The organism is Haloferax sp. Atlit-10N, assembly GCF_003586325.1.
Lineage (GTDB): Archaea > Halobacteriota > Halobacteria > Halobacteriales > Haloferacaceae > Haloferax > Haloferax prahovense.
In genome coordinates this window covers 20,125-45,423 of record NZ_PSYX01000008.1, presented here as the reverse complement: position 1 = coordinate 45,423, position 25,299 = coordinate 20,125, and the positions used below count along the sequence as shown (strand labels likewise).

The 25,299-nt window shown below is 55.7% G+C and carries 21 protein-coding genes; 8 read left to right on the top strand and 13 right to left on the bottom strand.

The genetic code is table 11. The annotated features are described in order from the left end of the window. Positions 1–297: 297 nt before the first annotated feature. The 12 genes from C5B91_RS18170 to C5B91_RS18115 all read right to left on the bottom strand — a co-directional run bounded on the left by C5B91_RS18170 (position 298) and on the right by C5B91_RS18115 (position 15,724). Positions 298–1,809, bottom strand: a complete 1,512-nt coding sequence (locus tag C5B91_RS18170) for a primase-associated protein (protein ID WP_115819448.1) — start codon at positions 1,807–1,809, stop codon at positions 298–300. Beyond that, on the bottom strand, positions 1,806–2,690 hold the full coding sequence (locus tag C5B91_RS18165) for a DNA primase (protein ID WP_115819447.1): 885 nt from the start codon (positions 2,688–2,690) through the stop codon (positions 1,806–1,808). The genes C5B91_RS18170 and C5B91_RS18165 overlap by 4 nt, the downstream gene beginning before the upstream one ends. Continuing rightward, a complete protein-coding gene (locus C5B91_RS18160) occupies positions 2,687–6,526 on the bottom strand; it encodes an ATP-binding protein (protein ID WP_115819446.1) in 3,840 nt (1,279 codons plus the stop codon). The genes C5B91_RS18165 and C5B91_RS18160 overlap by 4 nt, the downstream gene beginning before the upstream one ends. After that, entirely contained in the window at positions 6,519–8,723 is a 2,205-nt protein-coding gene (locus tag C5B91_RS18155; protein WP_115819445.1) for a VirB4 family type IV secretion system protein, read from the bottom strand. Before C5B91_RS18155 ends, C5B91_RS18160 begins: the two co-directional genes overlap by 8 nt. Next, a complete protein-coding gene (locus C5B91_RS18150) occupies positions 8,716–9,837 on the bottom strand; it encodes a hypothetical protein (protein WP_115819444.1) in 1,122 nt (373 codons plus the stop codon). The genes C5B91_RS18155 and C5B91_RS18150 overlap by 8 nt, the downstream gene beginning before the upstream one ends. Positions 9,838–9,839: 2 nt before the next feature. Beyond that, a complete protein-coding gene (locus C5B91_RS18145; protein ID WP_115819443.1) occupies positions 9,840–10,901 on the bottom strand; it encodes a hypothetical protein in 1,062 nt (353 codons plus the stop codon). Further along, a complete protein-coding gene (locus tag C5B91_RS18140) occupies positions 10,894–11,766 on the bottom strand; it encodes a hypothetical protein (RefSeq protein ID WP_115819442.1) in 873 nt (290 codons plus the stop codon). The genes C5B91_RS18145 and C5B91_RS18140 overlap by 8 nt, the downstream gene beginning before the upstream one ends. Next, positions 11,763–13,499: a hypothetical protein gene (locus tag C5B91_RS18135; RefSeq protein WP_115819441.1), complete on the bottom strand. Its 1,737-nt coding sequence runs from the start codon at positions 13,497–13,499 to the stop codon at positions 11,763–11,765. Before C5B91_RS18135 ends, C5B91_RS18140 begins: the two co-directional genes overlap by 4 nt. A 29-nt stretch (positions 13,500–13,528) precedes the next feature. After that, entirely contained in the window at positions 13,529–13,942 is a 414-nt protein-coding gene (locus C5B91_RS18130) for a hypothetical protein (protein WP_115819440.1), read from the bottom strand. A gap of 4 nt (positions 13,943–13,946) precedes the next feature. Next, positions 13,947–14,195 (bottom strand): hypothetical protein, encoded by a 249-nt coding sequence (locus C5B91_RS18125; protein WP_008094372.1) that lies wholly within the window; start codon positions 14,193–14,195, stop codon positions 13,947–13,949. 468 nt (positions 14,196–14,663) lie between these two features. Next, entirely contained in the window at positions 14,664–15,191 is a 528-nt protein-coding gene (locus tag C5B91_RS22140; protein WP_042662858.1) for a hypothetical protein, read from the bottom strand. Then, positions 15,188–15,724 carry a helix-turn-helix domain-containing protein gene (locus tag C5B91_RS18115; protein ID WP_115819439.1) on the bottom strand — a complete coding sequence of 179 codons (537 nt, stop codon included), beginning with the start codon at positions 15,722–15,724 and terminating at the stop codon, positions 15,188–15,190. The genes C5B91_RS22140 and C5B91_RS18115 overlap by 4 nt, the downstream gene beginning before the upstream one ends. Positions 15,725–15,989: 265 nt before the next feature. On the opposite strand from C5B91_RS18115, the gene C5B91_RS18110 reads away from it, so the two are divergent. The 8 genes from C5B91_RS18110 (at position 15,990) to C5B91_RS18080 (ending at position 24,706) form a co-directional block, all read left to right on the top strand. Next, positions 15,990–16,310, top strand: coding sequence for a hypothetical protein (locus tag C5B91_RS18110; RefSeq protein WP_115819438.1), 321 nt, complete (start codon positions 15,990–15,992; stop codon positions 16,308–16,310). Positions 16,311–16,985: 675 nt separating this feature from the next. After that, positions 16,986–17,843, top strand: a complete 858-nt coding sequence (locus C5B91_RS18105) for a ParA family protein (protein WP_115819437.1) — start codon at positions 16,986–16,988, stop codon at positions 17,841–17,843. Beyond that, a complete protein-coding gene (locus tag C5B91_RS18100) occupies positions 17,843–18,274 on the top strand; it encodes a hypothetical protein (RefSeq protein ID WP_115819436.1) in 432 nt (143 codons plus the stop codon). Before C5B91_RS18105 ends, C5B91_RS18100 begins: the two co-directional genes overlap by 1 nt. An 831-nt stretch (positions 18,275–19,105) precedes the next feature. Then, positions 19,106–20,389, top strand: a complete 1,284-nt coding sequence (locus C5B91_RS18095) for an orc1/cdc6 family replication initiation protein (protein WP_115819786.1) — start codon at positions 19,106–19,108, stop codon at positions 20,387–20,389. A gap of 981 nt (positions 20,390–21,370) precedes the next feature. Further along, a complete protein-coding gene (locus tag C5B91_RS18090) occupies positions 21,371–21,946 on the top strand; it encodes a hypothetical protein (protein WP_115819435.1) in 576 nt (191 codons plus the stop codon). Then, the gene (locus tag C5B91_RS23085) at positions 21,943–22,389 is read left to right on the top strand and encodes a hypothetical protein (RefSeq protein WP_115819434.1); all 447 of its coding nucleotides are present in this window, start codon (positions 21,943–21,945) and stop codon (positions 22,387–22,389) included. The genes C5B91_RS18090 and C5B91_RS23085 overlap by 4 nt, the downstream gene beginning before the upstream one ends. Before the next feature lie 311 nt (positions 22,390–22,700). After that, positions 22,701–23,717, top strand: a complete 1,017-nt coding sequence (locus tag C5B91_RS21975; protein WP_147298775.1) for a hypothetical protein — start codon at positions 22,701–22,703, stop codon at positions 23,715–23,717. 80 nt (positions 23,718–23,797) lie between these two features. After that, positions 23,798–24,706 carry an ADP-ribosylglycohydrolase family protein gene (locus tag C5B91_RS18080; RefSeq protein WP_115819433.1) on the top strand — a complete coding sequence of 303 codons (909 nt, stop codon included), beginning with the start codon at positions 23,798–23,800 and terminating at the stop codon, positions 24,704–24,706. A gap of 178 nt (positions 24,707–24,884) precedes the next feature. On the opposite strand, the gene C5B91_RS21970 is transcribed toward C5B91_RS18080, so the two are convergent. Then, the gene (locus tag C5B91_RS21970; RefSeq protein WP_147298774.1) at positions 24,885–25,187 is read right to left on the bottom strand and encodes a hypothetical protein; all 303 of its coding nucleotides are present in this window, start codon (positions 25,185–25,187) and stop codon (positions 24,885–24,887) included. Positions 25,188–25,299: the final 112 nt, after the last annotated feature.

Sequence of the window (25,299 nt, the reverse complement as noted above, 5' to 3'; positions counted from 1 at the left end):
GTTTTCAGGCGTTACTAATGTCCTCGACGGGTTCCGAAAGATGGTGATTCAGCGAGATTGTGCTTGACGAGGTGTTGAAAGCCCCGTATTCGAGAGGATTGGAGTCAAATTAGAATCAAGCCCTAGCAGAACTGACCGACCCCAACTGATGAGTTGCGAGACTATCCTTCCAGCACGATACCCATTCTTGCCCGAATTGGTCGACTGAATGCCTGAAAAGTGCATGACGGGTTTTCAATCTCCGTCACATCGCTGTCCGCTGAGAATAGTAATCTAACTGATGGTTGGCTATCTGCGTCAGAACTCGTTTCCGTTACCCTCCGCTCCACTTAGTTGGTCATACATCTCGTCTGGGAATGGGAGACTTCCCCAGATCGAGTAGGGGCACTGCTCCTGGCCGATGCAGTACCGCTGCATATCGTCGTTGTCACAGTTCATCGGAAGCGGGGTGTCGCCTCCAATGGTGTTCGAGAACTCGTAGCGTATCTGGTAGTCGGTGACCTGTTCGTCGTACCAAGGCCATCTCGAGAAGACGCCCTTGAGGTCTGCAACAATCGTCTCAAGGTCGCTGTCCTGATACTGTGGCAGCCACATCACCATCCGGGCAAAGTTGTACAGGTCCTTTCGGACTGGCTTCTTCTCGTGGAGGCGCTCGGCCATATTCGCCATACAGGGAAGCTCGAACAGGTCTTCGATTGTCTCGACGTCGATGGACTGGACGCCACGCGAAGACCCCTGAATCCGATACTGGTTCGTATTTCCGTGCTCTCGAATGGTCAGGCTCCGGTGGTTGCGCTGGGATGCGAGAAGGTTTCCGAGACTCCGAGGACTCGAGATGCGATTACACACGTCTCGCTTCCAGCCCGCTTCCGGATCGTAGGACTCCACTGCTTCAAACAACTCCTTCGCCGAGTGGAACTCCCCCAGTGAGACGACTTCGTCTGGAGCGTCTCGAATCGCATCTCTGAGCACACGGATGGTCCGTTCACCGGGGTTCCAATCTCGCCAGATTCGTTCGTGGTGTCCCGTCTCGATGAAGCGGTCGATACGCTCTGTGATGGCTGACTCATTCGTTGTTAACCACGTCAGCTGGTCTTCAGAGAGATTCACCTCCTGGACTCGCAGGAGCTTCTTGAACGCACGTCTGGCGTACTCGCGATACTTTGTGTCGAAATCACCGACGGGCACATAGAGGCAGTTGTTTTCGACGCGAGTGAGCAACTCCCCGGCTTCTCCGGTCTCAGTTTCGGCATGAACGAGGCACTTCCTCGATGCTGCGGCCATCGGGATTTCGAGATACAACCCGTCACCGAACTTGGGCATCTCTTTGATCCCCGTACAAACGCGACCGGGGTGTGGTCCGTCCTCTCCGGGGTCTTTTGCGTATAGCACCTCTGCGATATCCTGTTGGAGACTCCCATCACCGAATTCTCGAAGGAGAGAGGCGAGATTGTTGACGTAGAGTTCGCGAATATCGTAGAGGACCTGTATCTTCCGTGGCGGCGCGTGCTCGAACTTCGGGTGCGCCTTAACGCAGATAGCACTCAACGTCGCGAGGACAGCGAGTATTCCAGGTTCATCGACGAAGGGTTTCTCTGCGGCGTTGGCTCTGACATCTTCTTTGAATGCCGCCGTCCCAAACCGTTCGAGGTCAGTCAGTAGATCTCCTGGTTGCTCTTCGCCGTCGACGATGTAGCGATTGTAGCCCCGGGTGAACAGTTGGTTGATTCGCGTCGTCCCATATTCGGGCGGAAGCGTCGCAACGCGATAGGCGGCCCGCTCGTCCTCAACAGGTGTTGACTGAGTCATTCTCTGAGCACCTCCGGTCTCGCAGACCGAACGTCGAAGTTCGGGCTCTCGATGGGCGTGACGATACGACAGACGTCAGTATGCAACGAGTACGGGAGCCGGGCGACCCGGCGACGATCGGCGGTAACTACTGGGTCGATGGGAATCTCGTAGGTGTCTTGCAGAAGGTCGTTCAGTACTTCTCGACTCTTGGCGTCATATCGATGGGGAAGGTCGGTATCGAGAAGGTAGACATGAACGCCCTGACCGCTGTACACTACCATCGTCTCCTCAGCGTTGAAGTCGTCCTCGAAGATGTCTCGTACCTCGAAACCGTACTCGATGGCCTGATCGATATCCTCGAAGGCATACGGGTAGCCTGCCGGGTCTGCGTCGAGAATACCCGCGGCATCGAGTAATTCCTCGCTGTCTCCCGAACCATCCTCATCCGACACTACCCGTGTTGCTCGCTCCCGAGCGATCGTTTTCGCGTCGATATCGATGAGGAGCACCCACGGTCGTTCCCAGTGGTCGAGGGCGTAGTAGACCGCATTAGGACGCGGGTCTGGTTTGTCGAGTAGATCAGGATCGACGAGTGCGAAGTCGCTCCGCCCAAGTGGATCGTTCCGTGCTGGATGGCAGATGAACTCAAGGACGTCGTCGAAGTCGTGGAAGGCTGCCGTGGTCCGGTCACCTGAGGTGTTCGTCTGCCACGTATCTCGACGGATGAAGTCCTTGTCTGGGACTCCGTCTTTCCGTACCGGGTGGGACTCCTGAAACGCGAGTGCGTACTGTTTCGGCCCCTTCGCGGTGATAAACGACGGGAGTTCGTCGACGTACGAGGGGAACTCCTCCGTGTAGTACCTATAGATCTCTTCGCGGGTTGCGTGACGCCAACTCATGGATTCAACTCCTGATCGAGTTTGTTGAAGCTCCGAATCGTCGTCATCCCTTCTGCATTTAGCGATTCAACGGCTTCTCGAATATCCGAGAACCGACGCGCGGCGCGCCCACCTACGCTATGCTCTATCCGGTCGGCTTCTGCAAGACAGTCCAACACCTCGACGGCTGTCTCGCGCCTATTGAACGCCCAGACAGCGTTCGCATCCACCGCACTCTGCTTGTCATAGTCGTCAACCGGAGCGTGTTTGTTGTTACTCTGGAGTTCGGCTTCACCAACCCACACGAGTTCCCCGTCAGCGTCGAAGCCGGCGACGTCGAACACCGTCTCCTCATCGTATTCGTAGTACGGCTTGACCTGTGCGACGTCGTCGCGGGAGTCTAACCACCGTTCGAGCAGCTTCACACCGACCTTGTGCGGTGTCTTCTCACCGATGTCCCCCTGACCAGGACCGACCTTAAGCTTCTGACCGAGGAGTTCACGCCCTGCCGGGAGGACAGTATAGTATTTCCGACTACAGGCTCGCCCTTCTTCCAGCAGGTTTTGCTCGGCAAGTCGTTGTACGTCCAGATTCCCAAAATCGCTCTTGAACGCACTCATATGATTCAGGAGCGTGTGATTTGGTGCATCTCTGTTCATCACGTCCAAGACGTGAGCCAAGAACCGAACATCATCATGAGTAAGCCCACGGCGCTGGAGCTCGTCATCCGGGACGGGTACACCACCAGACTGGACTGGTGACGACCCATTTTCGTCGACAGCAGCCATCTCTTCTTCATCGGCTGGTTTGTCCGACTCAGCCATTCCGGCATTCGCAAACAGGGAGGTGGTGGTGTCAGCGCCGTTCTCTTTCTTCTCTTCGTCGCTTGCTGAACCACTGGTTGCTTGTCCGATGAACGACGACTGCGGCGAGTCCACCGAGTTAGCCGAATCAGCTGGTGCCGGCTGTTTATTGTTTGGTCTACTCCCCCAGCCCTTGTCTTCGGCTGTCTCCGGTTCGCTGGTAGTCTCTGCAAGCCCATACCGGGCCTGTGTTCGCTCCGAAAGCCGTGGCAGGGCCACAGTCTCGAAGTGGTCCGCCTGTTCGACAGACAACGACTCGTCGCTCTCTGGATGACCGGCCGCTATCGGGAGCGGCTTCACCGAAAACGGGGCCGGGCCTGTCTCCCCGAATGACGGACTCGGGAGTTGGGCGATCCACTCTCCGCTGGGGAGCGTATTAATCCGATTTCGGAGGTCAGTCGGGCTCAGATCTTCGTGGGCCAGCGATTCAGCGAGGTCATGCTCAATCGAGATGTTCCCAATGAGCTTCGTCTTGATGTTGTTGAGAACCTCGTCGTAGGCGCGTTCGTTACGGTTTCGAACCTGCCCGGGGAACTGCATTACCAGTCCCATACTCAGACCGAACGACCGTCCCTGTGGAAGCAACTGCTCGGAGACGAGTTTCGTTGCTGCAACAGGAGCGGCCTCTTCGATGATGAGATTGGTGAGGTTCTCGTAGTCCGTATTCCCGTCACGTCGACGCACCTGTACTGCATCCCAGAGATTACTCAACAGGAGGAGTGTGATCGCTCGCTGTGCCTCCGGGCGAAGGTCGCCTAAGTCGACCAGGATCGTGACGTCTTCGTCGAGGAACTCACGGAAGTCGAATCGGTTGTCGACGTATTCGCCGTTGTCGTCCCGTTCCGGAACGTGGCTGAAGATCCGTCGCAGGTGGGCGTCTTCTCTGAGTTTATCGAGGCGGTTCCCGACAGCGTCCATCGACACTTGGAACTGGTGGTCATCCTTCGCGAAGTGCCGCGTGAGCGACTCCTCAACGCTCCGATTGTCCGCCGAAACCGGCGGCACAGTTCGCTCCCGCTGCATCTCGAGCGCGGCCGCAAAGAGATCATCCAACCCGAAGACGTCGCTGCCGTACTCCTCGTCGAACAGCGCCTTGATGAGGTAGCTGAGAATCTCGTTTGCGACGAACGCCTGCCCGTACTGCTCGCGGCCCATGATCATCCGCATGATATCGTGGAAGTGGTCGACCTTGTCCTGAATCGCGTCCGCCCGATTCCGTCCAGCGTCGAGTGCCGGCCGAATATCGAAAAAGGAAAACGCGGGAATCGTCTCGGGGACGCGGAACTGGTAGACATCGTCGAGCCCGTTGAAGCGCTCGTAATGACTCCGAAGATAGTTGGCGCACATCCCGTCGCCCTTCGGGTCAACGATGACGACGGGGCCACCAGTCGTCTCACGGAGGGACAGCGCATCGTTGATGATTGCTTTCGACTTCCCACTTCCAGTTGAGGCGAACCGACCGTAGTGTGTCGTCAGGAGCTTCGGCGGAATCCGAATCGGACGCTGTTGCGGCGAGCCGTTTTCATCGAGTGCATACCCGATGGCCATCCCCTCCCGGAACTGCTGGACTAAGTCTGGATTGGGCCACGGAAGCGGATCACGACTCTGCTGTTCAGCACGCGTCCCTCTCGTCCCTTCAACCGTCAGTTGGTCCGACGATGGTACTAAGATAAAGTTCGCAAGCTCAGCCCCACAGAGAACCAACTCCGGCCGGGTCTTACCACGTCCAGTCGTTACCTCTCGCGAGAGGAGTCGCTGGAGCGCTGCTCGCGCGTTTTGTTCTTTCTTCGATTGTCGGAAGCCACGATCTCGAAGTCGCGTCGCTTCGATCTCGTAGAACGGGCCGTCGAGTGGGTCAAAGACCGGCGCGAGTGATGACAGGCGGCCATCAAGGGCATCGCGACCAGCCTCACTCGTTGGTACGCCAATCGCCCGGATATTCGTCGTGTACGAGCGCTTGGGATTGACCGCATCAATCGCATCAAGTCGCTTGACGACGATGTCACTCAACTCGTCACGGGTGCGACGTTCGTACTCCAGTTCGGGGTCGAGCAGGTCGCCAAGGATCTTCTGCGAGAGCGTATCCCGCCCATCATTCAAGTCCTCTTTGCGGAGTTCTGCATCTGCTTGCCAACTCTCCCGGCGCTGAAACACGACTTGGAACGCGAGCGGTTCGCGTGCATCGTTCAGATGGTCGATCAGCGATGCGAGAACAGCCCCCGGTTCGTCGACCGCCGGCAACGTACTTTCGTCGGGCGTCGCAGTCAGCGGTGTCAACGACGACATCCAGTCCTGCTTCCGAACTGCCGACCCACACCACCGCACGCCTTTTGGTGAGACGGTGTCGGCCGCGAGGCGGGCGAGAATCGTCCCGTCTGCGGCCACCGTCGGCTTCTCGACCGACGTGGGCGAAACCTCGTCTGCTAGCGAATCAGCCGTTTCGAGTTCGACAACTGTCTCTCCAATCGACACCAGTCCGTCCGCCGTTCTGCCGCCAATCTCGTCGGCAGCGTCCGTCGGTGAGCCCTCAGACTCGTACACGGTGCTTTCGCCGGCGTCAGGCGTCACGTCCGCGTCGCCATCTGCAGTCGAGTACTGCTCGTCGTCGGTGAACTCATATTGCAGGTCACCCTGCTGGTAGCGCTCAACGAACTCCTCGTGAGACAATGCAACCGGGTGAATCAACTTCGACGCGACGTCCACCTCGACACGCTCGATGTCGAACGTCTTCGGATAGATCGACCGAAGCCGCTCTTCGAGTGTCCCAAGATAGTCGTCAGCACCATAGTAGAACTCAACCGGCGCGTCTTGTCCGGTACTGAGTGCGAGGAACTCGAAGCGCGGTGGGGTCGCGGATGTAAACGGGTTGAGTTTCGACCACAGCCCCGAACTGTCAGGGGTCAGTTTGTGGAGACTCTCGAGCGTCTGCGGGATACCACGAGCCGTGAGTTCCTCCGAGGTCGGCGTCACGCGAAGATACTCACGCTCAGGCATCGTCGGTACCTCCAAGCTGGCCGGTGTCAGTTACTGTTGAATCAGTCTGCATGTCCTGTGACTCTCCGTTTGCTTGCTGCGCTAACTCCGTCCGAAAGGTCTCAATCTCGGGTGAGACCGCCGTCTCACCAGCCCCGGGGAGCGACGCCCGGCGCTGCTCGGTCGGGTCGAAGTCGATGACCTCCGTTTCCTTGGGCATCGCTTCGACTCTGATACCACGCCACTCACCGTCGACGCCGACCAAGGCTTCTGAAAAGCCAGCGTCTTCGTTCCCGGGAACCGCGTCCTGTACATACCGCATCTGGGCGTGATTCAGGCCGAACTCGTCGGCCCACTCCGCGTCCATCCCATCCAAGCGATGGAACTGCTTGACGGCACACTGGTCAAGGATAGCCTCACTTTCAGCGTGCTCGAAGAACTCGTCGACGGTCTGGGTAACGAGGCGAATCGAGAGGTCGTGGTGGCGATGGTGTCGGAACACCGTTTCGAGGAACGCCAGACTCGCGGCGTCCTGCATGATGTACCGCGCTTCGTCGATCACGAACACGACCTCCTTGTCCGTCTCTTTCGCTCGCTCGTAGACGAGCGAGATGAGCAACTGCATCGTCAGCGCCGTACTGCTGTCGACGCTCCCCTCTTGCTGGGCGAGGTCGAGATAGATGACTTTCTCGTCGCGGATGTCGAACTCCGACTCCTTCCCGAGGTTCGCGTAGCGGCCTGCTTCTTCGAAGGGCCGCAGTTGGTCGATCAACCACGTTGCATCGTCGCTGATTTTCTCGGCTTCCGCATCCGACCGAACCACGAACGACTCGGGGTCGCCGACCATCTCTTCGAAGACATCCAGCATCTCTCGAATCGTCGGGCTAGGGTTACCGTGGGTCGTGATATCATCGGTAATGCCATGACGCTCGTAGGCGTGTCTGAGACCGAGTTCGAGTGTCGTTCGCCGGTCGCCGAGTGAGATGCCACGGAGAGCGAAGAAATTCGTCAGGAAGCTCATCGCGTCGTCGAGTTTCTCGTTGAACGGGCTCGCGTCTTCACCCATCGCCCGTTGGACGTGTTCGGGCGTCTGGCGGATTTCGAGCGGGTTCAACCCGAGTGTCCCACCAACGGTAATGCGCTTGGTATCGAGTGCTTCGGAGACGCCCGCCCAGTTGTTGAGCGGTTCGAGAATGATCCCGATGCGGTCCTTGCTCTGTTCGATCGACCGAATGAAGTTCTCCTTCGCACCGAACGATTTTCCGGAGCCTGTGTCGCCGACAGTGAACATCGCATAGCCGTTATCGCGGGCAAACGGGTCGATGACGACCGGACTCTGGTTGTCCTTGTGGATCCCGAACTCGACGCCTCCTTCTTCGAGAATCGTCGCGTTATGTGGCGACGCCAGAAGCGACCCAACAGCACCCCCGAGGGCAATCGACTCCCTACCAAAGACGTTGTCGCCAATTGGCGCGGCGGACTGGAGCGCGAGGTCCTGCCGGCAAATAGCCGTCTTCGGCGTGAGATTCGCCGGTTCGTCACGGAGCGCGCTTTTGACTGCTCTGACAGCATCTCGGAGGTCGTCCGTGTCGTCGGCGCGGACAGTGACGAACAGGCCTTGGTCGAACACACTCGCACCGCTCTCGACGGCCTTGTACGTCGCCGCTGCCTCGTTCGCCCGCTCTTGGAGGTACTCACTCCGGACGCTCTGTTCTAAATCGGCGTCGACCTGCAGGTCGTCCGCAATATCCTGCAGTTCGTTTCGCGCGCGCTGTTGGTTCTTCGGCGTGATGTGCGCCGTCAGGTCAAACTCGACGTCGGTCAACTCGAAGAGGTCACTCAAGTAGCCGTCATTCGGGTAGTCGGCGTAATCAGCGATGTACAGCGTCGTCGTCCATTGCTCACCGACACGGGCAGCTCGTGTCTCCCATTCGATTGCCGCCGGTGCTGTCGCCGTCTTGTGTGACTCCGAGATGTCGTCGAGGAGTTGACCTTCCGCGTCACCCGCTTCGAGGGTTTCCTCGTCGAGGACATCCGAAAAGTCGACTTCCGGCTCGTCGTCGGTACGATATCGTTGCCAGAGGGCTGTCCCGCCGACGCCGAGCACCACGATAGTCCCCAGATAGAATGCTGCACCTTCGGGGGATGTCGGCTGTTGAGCCCACCGGCTGAGCTGCGTGAGAATATCACGACTCGCCTGCAACGGGAGGTTACGCATCGAACGCCTCCTTCCGGCGTGAGCGACCGAGAATCGGCTGTTCACGAATTACGTCGGCTTCGGTCTCGAAATCGTGTTCCTCGCCGTTCCAGAAGTCCATGTTCAGGACGAACAATTCGACCGTGCTGAGTCGGTGGGCAGACCAGCCGGAGGCCTGCTGGATGAACTCGGAACGGACGTCTGCGATCCGGTCGTCCAGCTTCTCGAACATCTGGGCGCGGCGTTCGACGTCAGAGAGGTCCTCTCGTCGTGTGACGAACGGGTTGAACAGGATGCCAATCACGGGGAACTGCGTCAGCTTTTCAGCCGGCGTTCCCTCGTCACGGTATCGGTCGTAGACTTCGAGTGGCGAGACTTCCACGCCGATGTAGTACCGAACTTGCTGAATACCGCGGTCACGCATTTCTTTGGGCCGCGTCTCCCGATACTCCTCGAGGAGTTCCCGGAAGATCGGGTTCTGTGTGACGTCTTCGTCGGTGAGTCGCTCCTCGATCGTCTCGGTGATCTGTTCGACCGGGAATGACCGGGTTGTTGCGTGGAATTTGAGCTTCGAGTCGAGTTCTTTGTTGGCGAACTCGGTGCCTGCGTCCTGGAGTTGGGCCCAGTCGTCGGCCATCGCGAAGTCCATGTTCCCCGGGTCGATTTCGATGAACGCCTCCATCGCGCCGTCAGTCCGCTGAATCGCGCCGGCGCCAGGCCACGCTCGCTCGATATTCGTGAGGTCTTGGGTTCGCTCGTCGGGAGTAAACGGCGTGTAGTTCGCGAGCCCGCCCTCGTTGCGCACGGTCTCGTTCGTTTGGCCGTCAGGGTGCTCCGGCGCGCTCAGCGTAACCCGGGGCCGTTTGGCGTAGCGATAGACGTCTTTCGTCCACGTCCACGCGTTCAGATGGTCGGGAGTGACGTAGACGATGGCTGCGCCCATCCCGAGGCCGCTTGCGATAAGCGGGACGGCGAGTGATTCAATGCCCGTGAGGCCGGCGAGGAGCAACCCACAGATGGGGAGAGCGATAAGGATGCCGACGTCACCCTCTTCGATGTTGAGGTAGGGGATGCGACTCGCTTCGCCGAACTGGTCCATGATGCGCCGAGCGGCTGTGTCTTGATCTGTCGACATGGTTAGCGGGTTCGGGGTTCGTTTTCGGTCCGCCGGTACGACGGCAGTCCGTCGCTGTCATCAGTCGAGTTACGCTGTGCGGCTGCTCGCTGGGCGAGGGCTTGGCCGGCGGCGGCTTTCGGCCCCCAGCGGGCGGCCGTCGTCGCGACGCCAGCACCGCCGACATACGCGCCGGCTGCGACGCCGCCGACGAGGGCTGCGCCTCGCGTTGCACCACCAATCACCTTCGCGGTGAGGGGCGTCGCGTACGTGAACGTCTTCCAGGTGAGATAGAGCGCGATTAGTGGAAGTGACGTTGCTACAAGATACCTCAAGAATGGACTACTTGGAGCAAGAGCATTCTGTGAGAACAGTAGGTCGTACCCTTTGAATACGACTGCTGCAGGGAGAGGGAGAACTGCAAGAGGGACAAACCGTTTGCTGAACCCAACTGCGATATCAGAGATGACCGGGAGGTTACCGTAACCGAGGGCGAACGCAATCGGCATCCCATACACGTAGACATAGATGAGAACTTCACGGATGTAATAGAACGCCTCAAGAGACCACATTGACAGTCCGCCAGCAACGCCGAATAAAAAGGCGAGAACGGGGTTAGTTAGCGACACCTCTAGAAGTTCGAACATCGTGTCTCCAAGTGAACTCAGACTCGGCATCAAGGCGATCGTGAAACCATCAACGAGGTAGAGGGACAGAATACTAACCCAGTACCAAGATACGATGAGGAGCGCACCAACCCACGCAGTTTTCTTAGTGCGTCTTGCCTCGTACGCACTCCCGATATTGAAAATTCGGAGCGCATGACGCCCCTGAACACACATTACCAACAACAACAGCGAGATCAGCATAATCTCACCGCCAACTAAAGCGTCTTGTATCGCAGGCCACGGCCCATTAGACGCTGTTCCAAACACAATCGGCCCATCAGTACGTGGAGTCGGAGTTCCAAACATACCCTCCGTGAGAGACTGATATCCAGTTCTCAGACCCCGCATGAACAGGCCAGTCAACCAGCTAAGCGCCTCTTTGAATCCCTCAAGTACAACGTCAATTAGATCAACCATCGTGCTCTCCGATGGAGATACTGCAACCCTCAGTACTAGTCGAGTCTGTATACTGAACGTTGTAGGTCTTAGACACCTCAGAAGCAGCTACACGTGTTTTGAGGATGAGGTTGAACTCACCACTCTGCTCCCCGTCTTGACACGAGATATCTGAACCGGGAACAAAAGCAAACGGAGACCGGAAGCTGTAAATCGTGAGTTGCTTCCCGGCTGGAATAACAACTTCAGCTACTTCAGAGTCAGACTCGGGGTCATAGATCCCACTAACATCGTCATGGTTGGCGTAGTTCGTCCCCTCTTCATCGGAGGGATACGGAACGTCTCCGATGAAGAGTAATTTCGTGACTGCGTTTGGCCCCGTTCCACGGTTCTCAACAGTCACAAACGCCTCATCAGTAACTTCGTCACCCGAAGAGTTCCACATCTTCTCTGGCTGATTTCTCCCAATCCCCATCTCGACGATGCTGAGGTCCGGTTGAATCGAAAGTGAACCCTCAGCAACGGTCTCCTCACCATCCAACGCGACGACACGGTACTCTCCGGGCTCGTAGGCAGTTCCGATTTCGAACGAAACCTGTCGTGCTCCGGCGGCGAGCCCACGCTTCCCGAAGAGCTCTCCATTCGGTTGGATGAGGTTTATCTGTTCGACGGATGCGTCAGTATCAACCTCAACGACGACGGCTTGCCCCTCAACAGCGATGCGTGAGAGGGGACCAGCACGTTCGGTCGTCGCCGATGTCTGGTCGGGCGTCGTTGTACCCGAGCGACGATTACCATCAAGGCAGCCGGCAACGCTGGCGAGGGCGGCCCCGCCGAGTGTTCGAAGGACGGTACGTCTATCAATCGGTGAATCGGTCGGTATCATTGGTTTCGGTAGTAGCTATCTGTCGGTCCAAACATACGGAGGAGTCGGCGACCGGCGTAGAACGTCACGACGAACGGGATTGCCTGCCAGCCGACTTCGAACACGAATGCAACCCAACCCTCGAGAGTCCCGAGTGGGTGCCAGCGAACGGAGGCCGTATCACCCACATATGCTGGGTCGTGGCCAAGCCACGTGCCGGGGTGGTAGCGAGCGGTGTAGATCCCCGGCTCGTCCAGCGTGACGATCGCGACGCCACTCCCGTTGGTCTCAACGCGCTGGTCACCAACGGTGATGTAGCCGCTGTGTGACGACCCGCCAATCGGGTACTGTCGGTCACTCCCATTCGACGCGATCGGCGCACCCGTCTGATTATCGCGCAACTCGACTCGGAGCGTCGCGTTCGACGTCGTCTGCGAAACGAGCTCAACAGAGAGGTTACTCTCTCGAAGCTGTCGCGCCGACCCGACTTGGGGGTCGACAACCGTGGCATTCACCCCGCGAACGATCCCGCCTACCCGAAGCGCCTCCCGGTCGACAGTCTCTGCGCGGACGGCCAACCCGTAGGTCGGGGTGTACGACTCGTTGACGACCTCGATAGTCACGTTCTCGCCGATCGTCTCACGGGGTGACGCCCGGTCAGCCCCCCACGTGTCGATGATATCCGGCCCATCGCGAACCGGCTCTGCTCGCGGGCCAATCTGTGAGGGATACGCGTGAACTCGGACGGGAATCGCATCCGACTGTGCCGTGGTTGTCGTTGACCCGGTCGATGTGACGAGGGTGTCCCAGTTCGTGTTGCGAGCGGTGTAGAACCGCCACACACCACGGACCCGAGAGTTCTCATCGTCGGTGAGCGTATAGCCCTGCCACGGCCGGGACTGGAAAATCGCGACGCCAGTATCCCCGTTCGGGTACTGCGCGTAGTAGGGGTACGCCGCGAGGTCGTAAATCTCGGTATCGAGTGTATCCGAGACGGTTCGTGTCTCCGTCCGGTAGTTGACTGTCGTCTTAGATTCGCCACCAACCGTTGTCTCGACTGTCTTCTTGAGGCGAACAGAGATGGTCGCTTCGAGCGTGAGGTTCGCACCCCACGAGTGAGTGGTGTGATACTGTAATTCTGGCGTGTGAGTGCCGCTCGCAGTTGCGACTGGAATGCCGTCGATTTTCAGACGGATGTCCTCAATCTCATGGGAGACGAGTGCCCAGTCGGTAGTCCGGTTGCCCGTTTCGTTCCTGGTTGGAACGCGAACGCGGTAATCGACGAGTCCACGAACCGTCCCGTTGGGAGCGATATAGAGCGGTGTCTCACCTGCATCGAGATGGCCGCGCGTCGATGGCGTGACCGCGAAGATCGTCGCGTGCGCATCATCGATGAACGTCCCATCTTCGAGTGATGCGTGGGGCGGATACGTCGACGTGTCGGGCCCGCCGGCGTCGAGATCCGCGAAGTCGTTGCGCGTCCACGTCGCGGCTGTTGCCGGCGGGCGCGTGAACGTGATGTCAGTCCCGTTGGCGAGTTGGTGGAGTGCCGTTCGGTCGTCGCCGTACTGCTGCTGGTAGGCCTGTTGACTGACGTAGCGGTCGCTATCACGAGACCAGAGCGTCGCCGCCTCGCTTTCCGTGAGGCCGTTTGTCTCAGTCCCTGGTCTCGGGGGCTGTGCCGTGGCGAGGCCGATAATGGAACTCGACACGAGCAACGCGGCTACCAGTACGGAGGGCACTCGATGCTCCATGGGAGGGTAAAGGTGGATTGGTGGGGCGCTTACCAGGGGGCGAGGTTCACGCAGTCGCCGAGTGGGAGGCCCATAATCGACGCCACGACGGTGTAAAGCGGGCCAAGCACCGCCAAGATGAGGGCGGATTTGAGTGCCGCGCGCTTGTGGACTTTGAGTCGCTTTTTCTGTTCGGGGCTGGCGGTGAAGATCTCAGCGAGGGAGTCGGCCTGCCAGATGACTGCTAACCCAATGAAGCCGAGCGTCGTCGTGATCTGGAAGAAGCCCTCGACCATCCCCGGCAATTTCTCAGCGCTGCAGACCACGCTGTCTTGTGCGGCAACTGGCTGGACAGCAGCGATCGTGAACAGGACGCTCCCGATCGCGACGTGTCGGAGGATGGATTGGGAGGGCCGTCGCTGGTCGGTGGAGCGAGCGTCAGTAGGGGAGTGTGAGTCAGACATGAGGTCACTCGGTGTGGTCGTACACGAGCGCTTGGAGGTCGGCGTAGCGACTCGTCATGGTTGCAATCTCATCGAGCGAGTAGCCCAACTCACGCGCTTCGGAGAGTTGTGCGCGGAGTTTGTGCGGCTCAACGTCGCGAAGTTGCATCTCGTCGCGGAGGGCTTGCCGATAGAGGGCCGATGCGTTGAGATGGTCGTTCCACCTGAGGAACAACTCATCGATGTCTTCGACGGTGACTGAGCGGGAGATCATGGGTTCGGTATCGTTCCACACCGATTGTCTTGCGGTGCGTACATGTCAATCAGATTGGTGGAATATTATATACTTACTGGCCGATATGAAGTGTGGTAGCATGCCAAATCAGATGTAAGGTTCACAAAAGAAATCTCGAAGGCAGATAGATTTGGATCGTATTCTGCTTGAGTCCTTGATTCCTACCTGTCTACCAGGCGTACTCCGGGAAGACGCACGCGTCGAAATCCTCAAACGTGGATTATAGGTTAACGTCGTCGGACACGGTTCACGTCTATTCATCATCAGTACGGCTGCCAGCGCCCCGTGCGGCGAACCCCCACCTCACGAGCAGGTTGTGTCAATAATTCCTGCCATCGCCACCGCGACGTTATCCCCTGTTCTAGGGGTAACGCTCAAAGCTTCGGCGAGAGTTGTTTTGGAACGGGAGGATGATCGTCGTTCATCGGTCCTCACCTCGTCGCTGTGTTATCGAAATTCATTGGCCGTGATCGTCTCGAGATACTCAACGCTGACATATCGGAATTCGATACGGTCACTGAAGCCATGTTGAGGAAGGAGTGTTTCGGCCGCCCGACCCGCCGGTTTGTCGGTCGTCAAGAGAACGACGTGATCCGCCTGCTCTGTATCGAGTACCTGAGCAGCAAGCCCCACGAGTGCCGTGTCCGCTTTCTCGGTGATATCTTCGTCACGGCCAGTCTCGTTAGCGATAAACCGGCGGGCTTCGTCCATCACCGTCGAGACAAGCGGGTTGGTGTAGTCAAGTTCGTCGGCAACCACGATCCAGCCCTCCTCGAATCCATCGGGATAGGGAATATTTCCCGAGGGATACGCGTCCGCTGCCGGATCGCCACCGAGTTCTTCGTAGACGCGTTGGGGGACACGCAATGAGACACCAGCCTGTTGGAGTGCTCGACGGAGCCGTTGAAACTTGTCCTTGTCTGGCCCACCACACCGAACGAAGACACCGGTATCAGCGATATACACCGTCTTCATGCACCGGAACCGGCGTACTCAGTGGCAACTGGTTCCAGCGCCTGGAGAATGATCTCGGCTTCAAGCGGTGAAAGGTCAAGTTCCCGGGCCGCAATCCGATGGTTGACCGTCCCGTCGACGTACTCGGAAGCGTACTCGAGGGCGACAGCAAGCCCGTCGAAACCATGCCGCTCGATGTAGATGTCGATGTCCTCGTCTTGGTCGCGGCGGGCAACAGCGGCGATAAATGCTGGTGTGATTGTTTGGGTTTCACCGTCTGTCGAGAGCGTAAGTGCGATCGACTCGGCATCGTATTCGTACGGGCGCTGCTCACGGACTTTCTCTACTAACCCAGCTGTTTCGAGGTTCTGCATATAGTCGTAGGCAGTTCCCTGTGGGATATCGAGTTCGTCGACCAACTCGGACACGGTGACCGGTCCGTGTTGTAAGATATGGGCATACAGCCGAGCAAGTATAGGTGTGTCGAGGAGGTCGGCCACCGTCTGAAGCTGCTGAATTGGTGGGCGGCCTGACCGGGGAGGTGATTGCGCCATCTCAATTACGAATTATGGATAATTCGTGATAAGACTTCCGGCGAAGGGCCAAAGCTCAAAACTCACTTGCCACCCACCGAGAGCCAGTCACTCGCTGCGGCACCACCCCATTCTTGTTCTACAGAGGAAACAAGGCGAGTCCCTGGGGACTTGAACCCGAGGAGGTTCACTCTGTACCAGCTCGAAGCAGGAAGTCGGCGTCATCAATTTAACCAACAAAATTTTTGATTAGCGTCGGTTGTTGGTTAACACGAGTCAACAGCCGATGTCCGACGAACCACCGACGCCGCCGACGAATCTCCCCAGCGAAGTCGTCAATACTCTCAATGAATCATCACCGAACCGTCTTCGAGACGTTGCCCGCTATGCCGAAGAGTTGGCCGAACACAAGGAGCGCGCGGCTCGTCTCGAGGAAGATACACCGGAAGGGGAACTCAAAGAGCGGCCCGACGATCTTCCAGATGATGTCCCCACGAAGGCGACGATTACGATCAAGGAGATCAACGACAATCGCTACTACTACTGGCAGTGGCGAGTGGGTGACAAAATCAAATCAAAATATAAAGGCCCAGTCAACGACAACTGAGTTGGTTCTGGTTAGGTCTCCTCAGTGAGGTGAGTTATTACTATAACTTTAAAATATAGATATAGACTATAGTTATGAAGTATAGTTGTAGTTCGAATGCTACTGCTGAGCTATTCCGTTGATGCCTCTAATCTGGCCGATTGACGTGTACTGCTGGAAAGTACGCCTATTCTTGACGCCGGTCTCGCACGACCACACACTTGATAATCTTCTCCAGATCCTCATTTGAGCATGGAACTGCTCAGTGTTGTAGGATAGTGAGCGACTATTACTGAAGAGTATAGGTGGGAAATACAACTATAGTCTGCAACTGCTCTTGTCTATGATCGCCATTCAGGGTGGCATTGATTGTGAGATCAGTATAGCCAGATAGTATAGTCCTGAGCTATAGCTATATCAAAAGTGGAGTCTGGCCTACCCACTCGTCAACCCCCAGTCAAGAAGTACGGGGAGTATAGTCAGGCACTATAGGTGTATAGGTGACCAGCTAATCTCTACTTTCAGGTATTCTTAAGGCCAAAATTCTCGATTTAGTCCACAGAGTATGGTTCGGATCATCAATGGTCAGCAAAACCAACGGGTATAGCTATACACTATAGCTATACAATATAGCTGGATGATGTCGCTACAATGTCTGACCTATATTTATATTCATGTCTACTGAATACTCTCGTAATGCTCACTTATGCCCCCGTCTCGGAGGCTGGCGGCGTCGGCAAAACGACGACTGCCGCGACGCTCGCAGCGAGTCACGCACGCGCAGGACACGAGGTCCTCGTAATCGATATGGATACACAAAACGGGAGCCTCACGTACTTCTTCGGTCCTGACTACGAACGCGGTGACCCAGAAGTCGACAACCTCGTCCGACATCTTGTCGGCCGTCCGAAAGGCGGTTTCCACGACCTCACCATCGAAGTCGAGAGTGGGATCGACCTAATTCCCTCGCACAACATGCTCGAGGACCTCCATGAGTTCCTCCTCAACGAGAAACAGCAGGCCGAGAACTTCGGTGAGTCCTACAGTATGTACCACCAGCTGCATCGTGTCCTCCGTGAAGCGAACGTCCGAGATGAATACGATGTAATCATCGTCGACTCTGCTGGTAAGGCAGGTCCCATCCTCTACAACGCTCTAGTTGCTGTCAGAAACGTCGTGATACCGTTTGAGGCGACTGCAAAAGGCCAAGAGTCAATTGAGGGACTCGATGACCTCGTCGACGGGTTGGAACAGAGCATCGACGTCGATGTGGGTGTTCTGTCAGTCCTCCCTATCGGGTACAAAGACACACGTGACCAGCGGGAGATTCTCGAAGAACTTCGTGAAAGTGGCTTCCCTGTCCCGGTCGTGATCGGGGAACGTGGCTCTCTGATGGAAGGGTGCTGGAAACAGCAGTGTAGCCCATACAGATACGTGGAGGAACATCGCGACCGAAAGCGTGACTACGAACTCAAGACACTCGACCAATTCGATGAACTCGCCCGATATCTCGAGAAACAAGCCGAGCTTGAAGCTCCCGAGGTGACTGCGTGATGGGACTCAAATCTGGCTCACGAGATGCTGGTCTCGACGATTCTGAAGGTGATGTTGAGCAACCTGAAGAACAAGGAATCAACGAAACAGTAGACGACACCACTACTGAACCCCTGTCCATCGACACCGAAGAGACCGAGACGGAGTCAAAAGATGAGTTAGACCACAAATCCGAATCTCAGCGGCCGACGATGGATTCACTCCCGTACAAGCTCCGCCGTGATAAGGTAAATGAGGGTCGCGAGCAGGTTCCGTACTTTCTTCGTGAAGAGGTAATTGATGGCGAGGCCGAGCTTCAGGATACACTTGAAGAGTTACTGGATGAGAAGGTCTACAAATCAGACTACCGAGAGGCTGCGATGGTTGTTGCCCAGCGGAACCCCGAGCTAATCGCAGAAGTCCTTCGTGAGTGGGGATACGACCTGAGATGACTTGTTGAGACGTAGTATCTCGTGATTCAGTAAACGGCCTTGGGTGGACACCACGTGGTACTTGGCCAAACATCTTTGCTGTGACACCACGTGGTTACTACTGGAGACAATCTGTGTCACACACGTCTCCACAACTCCCCCATGACAACTGATTCAACGATACTTGGTCGGTGTCCTGACTGTGGTGACGAGCTTGCGCCGCATCAATTGCTGATTGAGTTTGAAGAAGCAGATGGTACAACCGGCGTGTTCGCGGAGTGCTACTCGTGTGATGACGTTGTTCGACCGGAGTGACCCCTTTTCTTTGTTGTATATCGGTACGCAGGAATCGATTTTTACACATCGATGATGGGGGGTGCCGTATATGCAGGAGAGTACCAGTCGAGGGCTGCAGGAGATGTTCGGTTTACACATCGATGACGGGGGGTGTGGCTGACAAATTAATTGAATGACAACAACATAGTAGTATCCAAATTCAGTCGAACTGCCTAATTTTACACTTCGAACACGGGGTGTGGGTCGCTACAATATACTTCGTAACCGGTACTCACCCAATAAAATTCAGAATGTCGAATTCGGGGGGTAGCTCAAACAACGCGTAGAGATATACATCGATATAGGTTAATCTTTTTAACACCTCCGACACACAGCAAAAGTATGGCCGGCAGCAACCAGAGTGGTACTGATCAATCTACGTTGGAAGATGAAAGAACGCAATCACAGACAGAAGACGCGTCCAAGGTCACTCAGGAAGACACTGCTGTCGACAACGCGCCCCCCGAAGTCTCCGAAGGCGAGGTTGAGAGAAGCACACAGCAGTCGATCCGAGATATGCTCAACGAGGATGGTGGCGGGTCAGTCTTCGTCAACCGTGACCTCGTTGAGCCCGACACCATTATCGACGAAGAGCGAATCGTCGGTCGCGACGACCAACTCGAGTCCGTCGTGTCGTTCTTGAAACCAACACTCCAAGGAAATCGGCCGCCAAATATGCTTCTCTACGGCCCTGCCGGTACTGGTAAATCACTTATTATCGGCGCCGTGACGCAGCAGATCGTCGATCTCTGCAAATCGAGGGGTGAGAGCTTCGGGGTTGTCGATATCAACTGCCAGCCGATCAATACCCTCGACCAAGCCGTCTACGAACTCGTCCAGACAGTCGCAAAAGACGTCGGCGCAGAAGTGGGCGTGCCCGAAACTGGCGTGTCGACTAAACGGAAGTACCGACGTCTCTACGAACTTATCAACACCCACTACGACTCGGTCATCTTCATCCTCGATGAGATCGACCTCCTAGTTGGACGCCGTGCTAACGACGAACCCGCCTACTCGAAGTTGCTCTACCAGCTCTCGCGAGCCAGCAACACGAACGAGATTGAGGGACGAGTATCCGTCGCAGCACTGACGAACGATCCGAAGTTCATGGAGGACATCGACGGCCGAGCCGAGAGTTCGTTCAACCCCCGAGACGTATACTTCCCGGACTACGATGCTAACCAGTTGCGCGAGATACTCCAGAATCGCCGCGACGCCTTCCGAACGGATGCGCTCTCTGATGACGTGATTCCACTCGTCGCTGCCTTCGCAGCACAAAGTCACGGCGATGCTCGGAAGGCCATCGACCTGTTCCGTGGCGCTGGCGACCTCGCCGATGAACGTGGTGACGATAGCGTTGAGGAACACCATGTCCGCGAGTCACAGGAAGAGATCGACAAGGATCGTTCACTAAAGCTCGTTGAGGGACTCACGACACAGAAAAAGATCTCCCTGTATGCTACTGCTGCCATCGCACATTACGCAAAGCGCTCAGGAAGTTCCGTTCCGAGCCCCGTCGGATTCAAAGTGTATCAGTGGGTAACGGATGAACTCGATGCGGATCAGATGACTCGGGAAACGTACGTCAAGTACGTCAAAGAGCTTTCCACGTATGGATTGATTTCGACGTCAAGGAAGAGTCGAGGTCGCGGTGGCGGGATGTACATGGAGTTCACCTTCACGGGTGACCCCACGGGTATCATGAAACGGATCACGGAGGATACTCGTTTGGAGAGTATTGCCGAGCAAGAGGAACTCCTCCGAACGGTGGTCAATGCACAACTGAAGGACTTCCATTAGAGCTGAGGTGGACGCTTTTCGTGGAGGACGAGTGTAGACACACCCCCCGTCGTCGATGTGTAAGTTCCCAATCCCTCCCCCCGTCATCGAAGTGTAACAGATATCGACAGAGTGACTGGTTGTACGAAACCTATCAAGGCAGTCTAGTGTTACTGAACGAGGAGTTCAAGTCGCCAATACTGCAGGCCATTCTCGTGAGAGTCTACTGATTAGGAAGATCGCTCGCCCAAACGAGGGAGGAAGGCTTTGACGAGTTATCTCGAGTCAATAACGCAACCCCCTCCCCCCGCAATCGATGTGTAAATCACCGATAGACGATGGGTAGAGACGACAAAGCGAACGGACTCAATCAAGAAGAAAACGTCTAACACTAGTGTTACCAGGGAAGAGAGGGACCAAAACAACGGTCATTCAAACCAGCAGATCTTGTTTGGCCAGATAGAGTGTCTCTTATTCAATATTTAGTTTAGCTCCACTACGGATTTGGTTAACTTGGTAGATACATAAAACTTCGTCAGACAATAGTCATAAGTTCTAGAGAGGTTATTTCTGGACCGTTACAGCCTCTCGTGCGGATATACGGCTGTTACGTTCGGTTTACCCTCATTACGTCTCTTCCCCCCACTCCCATCTCACGGTTTTACACATCGATGACGGGGGGGGAGGGTCTTCAATCTCGACCTCGATGAACACGTCAGTCGTCGGGTTGAGTGTGCCAAATGGTTCGTTGCCCAAACCTACTTCCTGCGGCGAGATCCTGTCTTGGGTGGCGAACTAACGCTACTCAATCTCAACGTCCAGATGTCTCATTTTCGATGTACTTGTAATAAAGCACTACACCAGATATGAGACATCGACAACTATGTTAACCAACAACTGGGCGTATCTAGCCGGCCTGTTGGTTAATACAGCCTCTCGAATCATGCAAACGGAATAATCCGTGCCAGCAAGATTTATTCCTGTTAATCACGTGGTGTGAGTATGGAAGAACCGCGCTCTGAACTACAGGCCAATGCCGAGGAGCGAACTAAAGCGCCAGATTTCGACGTCCTGACCTCGCCAGAGGAACTTGTCCGTGGAGAGCGGACGCGAGACGACTTCTTTGACGCTGTGCTTGGGCTCAGCACTCCAGCGACCGCCAGCGAAGTTGCTGACCTCGCAGGCCACGGCGTCGACGCCGCGAGAGAGTACCTTGAGTGGTTCGAACAGATGGGTATCGTGAAGCAGGTTACCGAGTCGCCGGCCACGTATGTACGCAACCAATCATACTTGAACTGGCGACGGGTCCAAGCGTTCCAAGATGAATACTCAACGGCGGAGCTCCTTGACTTCTTGAAAGACGAAGCAGCACGGGCAGAGGAGTTGTCCGAGGAGTTCGATGTCGCCTCGCCGGAAGCGGTCTCTATCTCAAAGTACGCATCGGCTACTGAACAATCGATAGAAGATGTTTGGGAGGCTGTTTCTGCGTGGAAGACGGCTCGCCGTCGGGTTGACCTTCTCGAACGGGCATTAGCAACCGAGTCGGGTGACGCTGCTGATCAGCGAACGGCGGTATGACAGGGCAGGATGAGAGTAGTGGGTCAGATTCCGTTTCGGGTGCTCCAGTTGATTTTGACCGCTTGGACGTCATTCGAGATAGATTTGCTACTGACGAGCGGTTTACTGAGATAGTCGACCGACCTGAGTTCGCCCCTGAACGGTTGGTCTGTGTGTACGATACACGACTCTACCCATCGAGTGTTCAAACTGGTCGAGTAGAGATTGTCTGGTTCGAGAACGGCGACTTCTCGTTACATTACCACGAAGACCACGAGCAAGGAACGTTTGATCATCGATGGGACCGCCATCCATCGGACCACAACGCTCGCGACCACATCCATCCCGGCCCAGATGCACCGACACCTGGAGATGATTCATCTCATCCCAGCGATTGGCGTGACGTCCTCTCAATGGCTCTTGCCGAGGTTGAAGCTCGTCAGCGTGCATTCTGGGAGGACTGATTCTGCATGCCACTCCTAGGGTGTGGCAGCGAGTTTGCCCGGATACCCTCGCTTAGGTGGAAAAGTGCTAGCACAACGGAATTGTTGTAACAGCCGGGACCCTCACTTGGATATCTGCCCGTACGAGAGGTTGTTTCAGGGCTGACCGCGCTGTTTGAATTCTAAGGACAGGGCTTGCCGAACGAAATCTAAGAGAACGGCCTAGTTGCTCGTATTCCTCAGAAAACATACGGACAAATATCGGTTAAAATGGTCACTATACTGCAGTCACCCCATTATGTTATTACTTTGACTGACTCTCGTCTAAACTGATGAGAGTATTTGAAGTGCCTTTGCACCTCCTGTACGAGAGGACCAATGGTTCTCAGACTCTGACGTCGGACGATTTGGCACTTGCACACCATATACTGACACCGCTATCTAAAGACCAATTATTGAGTGAGGTTGATGTTGATAACCCATTTGAGGTTATCAGAGACAATCCCGCTGAACAGCCACAATTCTACTTGGCTCAACTATGTGGCTACGGTGAAAATGAGTCCCCTTCGCTAGACACTCCATCGGCACAACTACCACTCAATTGTGATGTTGCGTTTACTCAGGCTGTAGACGGACGGTTGGGACAAGCTCGTGAATTGCTAGAATACCTGATTCAGCGAGACGCAGAGGTAGATTCTCTCGACACTGCACTAATTGAGCGATACGAACAAAGACAAAGCGAGTTCACGTCTGAAGAACGTGACATCACAGTCCGTGCAGCCTCTGGGACTACTGCTGAGGAGGACGCATTGGCTGGGAGGTTGCTTAGATGGTTAGAGACGCAGGAGAATGACTTTGTATTCGCTCAACAGGAGGTTCCAGTTGGAATACAGAGATCCGCGGCGACTTTAGATAGGGAAATTACTACTGATCGAACTATCTCGGAAGTCCTCAAGCCAAGCGGTCCAAAAAAAACTCCGAAGGGCTTCTGGACAGAAGCAGAAATCGCACAGAGTTTCGGCTCTGGTATTTCCTCTGGCGCTGCTCGGGCCGATCTTGTTATCGTTAGGCCAGAAGCAGTCTACGTAACCGAATTAAAAACCAAGAGTCAACCTATTCGGACTGTTTCTGATGTCTACCAGTATCTCGGCCAATCCCTATTTTACTCGGACTGCTTTACTGAGGACTATCCGTCAATCGCAGCTGAACAAAGAGTAATCCCTGTATTAGCCGCTGAGAGTATTAGAATCGAAGACGAGATGATGAAGCCAAGCTTCGAGAAGCACGGTGTTGCGCTGTTAGATGTCTCCAAAGAGAAGTGGGTCGTACATCCCCACGACGTTGTGTGAACATCAATTTTGAAGCAGGGCTTTTGCCGGTGACGTCATCTGTGCGAAAATATTTCTGATTTGTCACCGGAGCCTTCCACATGGATTCTAATCGGGCCGGTGGCGTGCTGTTAGGACTCGCGTGTGGGGACGCACTTGGCCAACCAGTCGAGTTCACGTCTGCAGAGGCGATTGCTGGTGAGCACGGACGCCTGACCGACATGGTTGGGTACGGAACCTGGAACCAACCAGCCGGAACAATTACCGATGACACTGAGCAGGCCCTGTGTATCGCACGAAGTCTTGCAGATAATGACGAGTTCTCTCCAGGGGATATCGCTGACCGATTTGTAGCGTGGTATGATAGCGAACCATTCGACATTGGACGGATGACACTCCGGGCACTAAGTCGACTCAAACACGGTGCAGCATGGGATGAGGCCGGGCAGGCAGTCTGGGAGTCAAGCCCGGAAGGCCAAAACGCCGGGAACGGCAGTGTGATGCGATGTCCACCACTGGCGATTCCGTATGCGACTGACTGGGACACTCTCGTCGATGTGAGCCGACAATCTTCCCAAATCACACACGCTGATCCTCGATGTACGTGGGGGTGTGCCGTGTTGAATCTCACAATTGCTGGTCTTCTTGAGGACACTGACACACCGCTTCGTGACGCGCTTGATTTTGTTGGTAATGATGCTCCTGTGGCGCTTACTGATGCGCTCGAACCGATTGCTTGTGGAGAGTCTCCGGACGCATTGAAAACCTCTGGATACGTCGTGTCCTCGCTGCAGACTGCACTTCACGACGCACTTGGTGCAGCGACCCTCGAGGACGCGGTTGTAACTGCGGTCAACCGCGGTGGTGATGCAGATACGATTGGTGCCATCGCCGGGGCAGTCGCTGGTGCTCGATTTGGCCAGTCACAGCTACCTCGTCGTTGGACGGACGCCGTTGATGAGACAGCAGAGGTCAGAGACGTCGCAGATCGGTTGGCCAGTCGGGTGTGAGGGTAGTTACTCTCTATTCAGAACTGCTGTGTTCGGTCGAGATGGGGTGTTAGTGGGTCACCCCAAATTCGTTCGAACAGACGAGCAGTCACACCGTCTTGGTCGGCTTGATATAGAAGTCGGCTCACAACTCACGACTATTCTCAGAAACCGTATTCCGGCAGTCCAGATACAATTATCAAACACTTTCCTCATCTGACGGTGGTGCCCACTCGATCTTCTCGAGTTCGTCCAATGCTATTCGGAGAGCGGATTTCCGCTCGTACTCAGCTAAAGTTTCTACACTACCGTTGCGTAACTGCTGCTTTGCCTCATCTAAATGGGATTGGTACTCTGGTGGAACCCAATCTACCTTGTCAAGATTACGTAGTCCGGTATCGAAAGTAGAGTATCTCTCGTCTTCTGAAAAACTCTCCCACGAGGCTAATCCACTTCCAATCACGACTTTTGCCTGTTCAAGAGGTTCTCGTTCTTTGACCATATCTAAATTGACTGCCAAATTCGTAAATGCCTTCTCCCTCCATCAACCCGAACTCAGAGAATAGGTTACTTCGACGAGTGAGAACAGATACGGGAGTTAATCTAATCTATAG